Origin of the sequence: Mycobacterium sp. (assembly GCF_052145595.1) — a bacterium.
Classification (GTDB): Bacteria; Actinomycetota; Actinomycetes; order Mycobacteriales; family Mycobacteriaceae; genus Mycobacterium.
Genome location: NZ_JBKQOI010000263.1, coordinates 1 through 6,799, shown reverse-complemented (window position 1 = coordinate 6,799; position 6,799 = coordinate 1). Strand labels below are relative to the sequence as shown.

Below are 6,799 nucleotides of genomic sequence, written 5' to 3'. Positions count from 1 at the left end.
AGCGGGCCTTCGAACTCCTCGACGTATCCCACCGCCACGGTCTGGCGTAGTCAGTAGCCCACACCCACCAGATCACAAAACCCCACGTCAACACCCCAACCCGTCAACACAGCAGGGGGAACTTCGGACTAGCCAGCGCGGCGGCGAGGCCGACCCGCGGGTAGTGAAATAGACCACACCGGCCACCGGCAAACCAACGGCGGCAACCCCGTGGGATTGCCGCCGTTGGTCGCGTTGCTATGGGTTAGGTGCCCTGGTTGGCGCCGGTGCCAGTGGCGCCGGTGTTGGGCGTGGCGCCCAGCGTGCGCTGCAAGTCAGGCTTCATGGCGTTGACCTGCGCGCCCCAGTATGGCCAGTCGTGCGTGCCGTTGGCGTCGAAGTTGAACAACGCGTTGTGACCACCGGCGGCGTTGTAGGCGTCCTGGAACTTCAGGTTGCTGGTCCGCACGAAGCCCTCGAGGAACTTGGCGGGCAGGTTGTCGCCACCGAGGTCCGACGGCTTGCCGTTACCGCAGTACACCCAGATGCGGGTGTTGTTGGCGACCAGCTTCCCGATCTGCAGCGACGGGTCGTTGCGCTGCCACGCCGGATCCTCCTTGGGTCCCCACATGTCCGAGGACTTGTAGCCACCGGCGTCGCCCATGGCCAGGCCGATCAGCGACGGCCCCATGCCCTGGGACGGGTCCAACAGCGCCGACAGCGAGCCGGCGTAGACGAACTGGTCGGGGTGGTAGGCCGCCAGGATCAGCGCCGACGACCCGGCCATCGACAGACCGACCGCGGCGCTGCCGGTCGGCTTGACCTGCTTTTGAGCCGACAAGTACTGCGGCAGCTCGCTGGTCAGGAAGGTCTCCCACTTGTAGGTGGTGCAGCCGGCCTTACCGCAGGCGGGCTTGTACCAGTCGGAGTAGAAGCTGGACTGCCCGCCGACCGGCATGACAACCGAAATACCGGACTGGTAGTACCACTCGAACGCGGGTGTGTTGATGTCCCAGCCGTTGTAGTCGTCCTGTGCGCGCATACCGTCGAGCAGGTACAGCGCAGGCGAGTTGGCGCCACCGCTCTGGAACTGGATCTTGATATCGCGGCCCATCCCCGCGGAAGGAACCTGCAGGTACTCCACCGGCAAACCCGGGCGTGAGAACGCACCCGCGGTCGCCGAGCCCCCGACGGCGCCGATCAGACCCGATAGCAGCGCCGCCCCAACGGCCCCCACCACGAGCCGGCGTGGCATACCAGCCACGGCGCCGCGAAACTTGTCGACTAGCGTCATCCTTGCTTCCTCATCCTTTCGGCGCATCCTTCGTCCGTCCGGACGAAGGGTGCATCCTCGAATTGGGTCAGCCTGCATGCGCATACCCAATTGCACGGCTCCTCCTCAGGCCGTCCCGGCCCGCATCGTCGCCGCGCTCAGCGCAGCAGTGCCCGTGTAGTCAACCACACCTTGGCGCATCCCCTCTCATCGAGCGAGTCAGGCAAACCGTCATTCGGCGGCGTTTCCCAAGGATTTTCGGGCTGTACACGTGCACAACAAATCGCATTTCCGCATGTGCTTGACCAGCGCGGCCCACTGATGAGAGGGCAAATGTGAAGTTGCTGGCAATATCTGGGGACCGCCGAAGGTGATCGGTTCGAGATCTGCCGATAATTATTTGTCGGGTTGCTCACTCGCGCGGAGGCGGCGGGATCGGCTCGGGCACCGGAAGCCCGCACCTGGCGAGCTCGTAGAGCGGAACACGATCGATCCGGTACCTGGTGAATTCGAAGGAATTCGCGACGTTGGAAACGAAGCGATGCAAGGTCATTGGGGCACGCACCGAGCTCAGCACCGTCTGGGTCTCGGGGCACTGCAGCGCCGCCACCGCCTGGGCGACCCAGTTCGGGTCCAGGTAGCCCGGAATACCCGGGGGCAACTTGACCCATGGACCGTCGGCAATCACCCAGTCCGGGAAGAGGTTTTTGTCGTGCCCGATCCGGCCGTGCTTCAAGCGCTCCGTGTGCTGGGCGATGGGATTGGCCAGCCCGATCTGGTCGATGACCCTGACATCGAGGCCGACGTTCATGCCCAGCATGCCGAGGTTGGTGAAAAACACCGCGTGTTGCGGCTTTTGGGGTGCCGTGCCATTCGGGGGACCTCCGGGCGGCGGCATCATCGGCACCAGATCCCACTGCGTGTAGTTGCCGGAGGGCAGCAACAACGCCCCGTCCGGAGTGTTGTCGAGCGCTGTCAGGACCGCTGCCATCCTCGGATAATCCAGGTAGTCGGCGGCCGTCAGCGGATGTGCGTGCCCGGTGGCCTGCGCGTAGAAGCGCCGTTCGTCGACGATTCCGGAGTAGGTGACGTGGGTGGCGTCGTCGCCCATCCCGGGTGAGTTTGCTGCCCACAGCGACCAGCCCGCGATCCCTAACCACAGCAGGCTGGCGGCACCGGCCAGCCAATAACCCGTCTCGCGCGAATAGTCCTTTCCGTCCGGGATCACCACCGGGATGACGGCCATCGGCGCCAGCAAACAGAACAGCGGCGCGAGCAACACCCGCCCATGCATGAAGTCGCCGCCTTGCCGAATCCAGTAGAGCGCCTGCAGAAGTCCGCTTACCAGAACAAAGGCCACCGCGGCCGGGGGGCTTTGCACCGCCCGGGCCACCCGGCCGTAATTGGGCGCCAGCGCGGGGCGTAGGAATGACGGCCGGCGGCGAGCCGCCGTCAACAGCAGTCCCAGCGGAACGAGGAGCACCACCGCGACCCATACCGCGTAGGGCGAGTTGAAATTCGAGAGGTAGATCATGCCCTGGGCCCACTTGTCACCGGCTGCGTCCTTGGCCAGGGCGGTGCCGGGCACCAGCAGGCCGTAGTAGCCCATCCGGAAGATCTCGTAGGCGACCGGCAGAAAGCCCCCAGCCACCACGATCAGCACGCGACGGCGCCAGGTGCGGGCCGCGATCAGCATCATGATCAGCGCCAGCCCGCCCATCAGAGCCAGGTCGGGCCGAACCAGAACGCTGCAGCCCGCGACGAAGGCCAGCGCTTCGGTGAACACCCGGCTATCCGGACGTGCTCGCACCGGCTGTGACCAGCAGACCATCATCCACCACAGCAACCCCAGATAGGCCAGCGTCAACCCGCTCTCCAGGCCGGACGTCGCGAAGTCACGCGACGGTGGCAACGCGACATAAACCAACGCTCCGGCGGGCAGCATGATCGCCCGACGTCCCCGCAGGCTGGGCGCGAAGAGCCGGCCGGTCCCCAGCATGAGCAGCGCCACGCCCAGCACCGAAAGCACCAGGGCCAGCGCCAAAGCCACGTATTCCATGCGCATCGGCCCGCCGACCCAGCTGCCCGCGTACAGCAGATACGTCCACGCCGTGGAGGTGTTCGCCTCCACCCGCTCGCCCTGGTTGAAAACCGGCCCGTTGCCGGCCAGCAAATTGCGGACCGTGCGCAGCACAATGAGTCCATCGTCGGCGATCCAGCGCCTCTGCCAGGCCCCCCAGGCGAACAGCGCGCCAACCACCGCCACACTGATCCACAGGCTCACCCGCACCGCGGTGTCGTACGCGAAGGGCGGCCGGCCGACCCGCCCGACCACCGCACGGCGCCGCAGCACCCCCACCTTCAGCCCTGTCAGTTGGGGGCTAGCCGAAGGCAACGGCGGCTCCAACTGTTGCTATCCAGGCCAGCGCCAACAGCTGCAACACCCGGTCACGCAGCGCGATGTCTTCGGGCTCCCCGGCCAGCCCGCCGTCGACGTCGACCGCGTAGCGCAGGATCGCGATGGTGAACGGAATCATCGAAACTGCGAACCAGGACCCCGAATGGCGGTCGCGCTCGAACGCCCACAGCCCATAACACAGCACCACCGCGGTGGCCGACATCGTCCAGACGAACCGCAGATAGGTGCTGGTGTAGCTCTCCAGCGCCTTGCGTATCTGGGCGCCGGTGCGCTCGGCGACCTGCAGTTCGGCGTAGCGCTTGCCGGCCACCATGAACAGCGAGCCGAACGCCATCATCAGCAAAAACCATTGCGACAGTGGGATATTCGCGGCCACGCCGCCGGCGATGGCCCGGATCAAAAACCCCGACGACACGATGCAGATGTCCATCACCGCTTGGTGTTTGAGGCCGAAGCAGTAGCCCAGCTGCATGCCGATGTAGACCGCCATCACCACTGCCAGGTTGGGCGTCAGCAGCCAGGCGATCGCCAGCGAAGCCACGCCCAGCACTGCTGCCAGGCTGTAGGCCAACCACTCGGGCACCACCCCGGCCGCGATCGGGCGGAACCTCTTGGTGGGATGCTCGCGGTCGGCCGCGACATCGCGCGCGTCGTTGATCAGGTAGATCGACGACGCCGCCAGGCAGAACACCACGAACGCCACCGACACCTTGGTCAGTACCTCGGTGTAGTCGTAGCGGACCGGGCCGCCCAGCGCGGCCAGCGGCGCGGCCAGCACCAGGACGTTCTTCAGCCATTGCCGTGGGCGCATCGCCTTGACCACCCCGGCGAGCAGGTTCGCCGGCGGTCCGGTCACCACGTCTTCACTCATTCGGCCACATCTCCCGCGCTCGGACGGCAATCCCCGCGATGGCCGCACCCAGGGCAACACCGAAGGCCACGTCGCTGGGATAGTGCACTCCCAGCACCATCCGCGACAGTGCCATCGGGGGTATCAAGACCGCGGGCAGCGGCAGCCCGGTAGCCCGGCCCATCAGGATGGCCGCGGCCGTCGTGGAGGTGGCGTGCGCGGACGGAAAGCTCAGCTGGCTGGGCGTGCCGACATTCACCGCAACGGCCGGGTGATGCGGCCGCTGGCGCCGCACCAGTCGCTTGATCACGACAGCGGCCGCATGGGCGACGAATGCGCCGGCCCCGGCGACCAGCCAATCCCGGCGACGCCTCGGCATCAGCACCGCCGCGACCAACGCCACAGCCAGCCAGCCGATGCTGTGCTCCCCGAAGTGGGACAGGCCTCGCGCCGCCGCTAGCACACCGGGGCGGTCAGCCAGCACCGACTGAATGACAACCAGCGCGGCGGCTTCGCCGCGCGGGGCCGCCGATTCAGCCATGCTCTGCTGCTGGCAACAACGCCGTCTCCCACTTCTGCTTGCTGGACAGCACGGGCAACGCGTCTCGATACGTTTTGCGCATCTCGTCGAACCGGCTCGCCAGCCGGCGCTGACGGCGCAGCGACTTGAGCAGCAACGAGAACATCTTGCGTCGGTCTCGCTGGCGGTACACGACCCCGCACCCATCGGCGGTCGTGACGGTGGCGCCGTCGACCGTGCACAGCCGGAACCAGCGCGCGTCCTGGGTCGGCACGTTGAACTCCGGGCGCTGGTGGTGGGCCGGGTCGGCAACGGTCAGGTTGTGCACGATTCCGCGGGCCAACCGGTAGCCGATGGACAGCGGGTTCACCGGTGGCTTCATCACCTTGTTCTTATTCAGCGGCGGCGGCAGTTCGCTGGCCGCCGACAGCACGACCGCGTCCGGGTATTCCTTGCGCATCCGGTGCACCTCCGGCAGCGCGGTTTCCAGGATGGAGAAGATGTGCTCAGGACCGGCCAGGAAGTCGTCGATGGCCTTGTTCTGGATTGCGACGGTTGAATATTCAAGACAGGCAAGGTGTTTCAGTGTCGCCTTGAGGTGGCTGCGGACCAGTCCGGTGACGTCACCGTCCCAGTGCATCGCCGCGACCACCAGCCGGTTGCGCAGGTGGAAGTAGGCCTGCCAGTCGATGGCGTCGTCCTTGTCGCTCCAGGCCATGTGCCAGATCGCCGCGCCTGGCAGCGTGACCGTCGGGTACCCGTGCCCGGCGGCCCGCAGGCCGTAGTCGGCATCGTCCCATTTGATGAACAGCGGCAACGGCTGTCCGAGCTCTTCGGCGACCTGCCGCGGGATCATGCACGTCCACCAACCGTTGTAGTCGACGTCGATGCGCCGGTGTAGCAGCTTGCTTTTCGCGTTGTTGCCGTTCAACGGATATTCGGCGAAGTCATGGTCGTACTCGGCGTGCGGCGCGGCGGTCCACATGAAGTTCGACCGGTTTACCACTTCACCCATGATGTGCAGGTGCGACGGCTCCTGCAGGTTGAGCATCTGGCCGCCCACCAGCATCGGGCTCTTGGCGAAGCGGTGCATCGCCAAGACCCGCAGAATCGAGTCCGGCTCGATGCGGATGTCGTCGTCCATGAACAGGATCTGTTGGCAGTCGGTGTTTTTCAGCGCCTCGTACATCACTCGGCTGTAACCGCCGGAACCCCCGAGGTTGGGCTGGTCGTGGATGGACAGGCGATTGCCCAGCCGGGCCGCCGCGGCGGGGAAGTCGGGATGATCGCGCACCTTGCGGACGCCTTGGTCGGGCACGATCACCGCACCAATCACCTCGTCCACCAACGGATCCGCGGTGAGTTCGGCCAGCGCGTTGGCGCAGTCCGCGGGACGGTTGAACGTCGGGATGCCGACGGCGATGTTAGCTTTGCCCGGGGCGGGTTCTGTCGCGTACCAGCCGCCGCTGAGCAATTTGACCGCGGTGTCGGTGGTGATGTCGAACCAGACCCAGCCGCCGTCCTCGAACGGCCGCAGCTCCACCTCGACCTCCACCACCGCGGGCTTGTCTTCGGTGCCGGCGAACTGGCGGCCCTCGACGAAGATACGCGCACCGGTGGCCTTGGTGCGGTAAACGTCCACGCGCCCGGCGCCGGTCACCTCGACCCGCAAGACCACCGACTTACATATCGTCCAGCGGCGCCAGTAGCTGGCCGGGAACGCGTTGAAGTAGGAGGAGAACGACACCTCGGACTCCG

Annotated in this window: 5 protein-coding genes; all 5 read right to left on the bottom strand. The window is 66.3% G+C overall.

Annotated features, from left to right (window positions below):
- Positions 1-244 precede the first annotated feature (244 nt).
- The gene (ag85A, locus tag ACLP4W_RS22720) at positions 245-1,273 is read right to left on the bottom strand and encodes a diacylglycerol acyltransferase/mycolyltransferase Ag85A (RefSeq protein WP_442389668.1); all 1,029 of its coding nucleotides are present in this window, start codon (positions 1,271-1,273) and stop codon (positions 245-247) included.
- Between the two features lie 391 nt (positions 1,274-1,664).
- A complete protein-coding gene (aftB, locus tag ACLP4W_RS22715; protein WP_442389667.1) occupies positions 1,665-3,647 on the bottom strand; it encodes a terminal beta-(1->2)-arabinofuranosyltransferase in 1,983 nt (660 codons plus the stop codon).
- Positions 3,634-4,542 (bottom strand): decaprenyl-phosphate phosphoribosyltransferase, encoded by a 909-nt coding sequence (locus ACLP4W_RS22710; RefSeq protein ID WP_442389666.1) that lies wholly within the window; start codon positions 4,540-4,542, stop codon positions 3,634-3,636. The genes aftB and ACLP4W_RS22710 overlap by 14 nt, the downstream gene beginning before the upstream one ends.
- Positions 4,535-5,062, bottom strand: coding sequence for a phosphatase PAP2 family protein (locus tag ACLP4W_RS22705; RefSeq protein WP_442389665.1), 528 nt, complete (start codon positions 5,060-5,062; stop codon positions 4,535-4,537). Before ACLP4W_RS22705 ends, ACLP4W_RS22710 begins: the two co-directional genes overlap by 8 nt.
- Positions 5,055-6,799, bottom strand: a 1,745-nt coding sequence (locus ACLP4W_RS22700) for a glycosyltransferase (RefSeq protein ID WP_442389664.1), incomplete at its 5' end; no start/stop codon positions are given. The genes ACLP4W_RS22705 and ACLP4W_RS22700, both read right to left, overlap by 8 nt.

Excerpts from the sequence above, each read along its gene's own strand:
- ag85A (WP_442389668.1), bottom strand. The coding sequence starts at position 1,273 with ATGACGCTAGTCGACAAGTTTCGCGGCGCCGTGGCTGGTATGCCACGC.
- ACLP4W_RS22710 (WP_442389666.1), bottom strand. The coding sequence starts at position 4,542 with ATGAGTGAAGACGTGGTGACCGGACCGCCGGCGAACCTGCTCGCCGGG.
- ACLP4W_RS22705 (WP_442389665.1), bottom strand. The coding sequence starts at position 5,062 with ATGGCTGAATCGGCGGCCCCGCGCGGCGAAGCCGCCGCGCTGGTTGTC.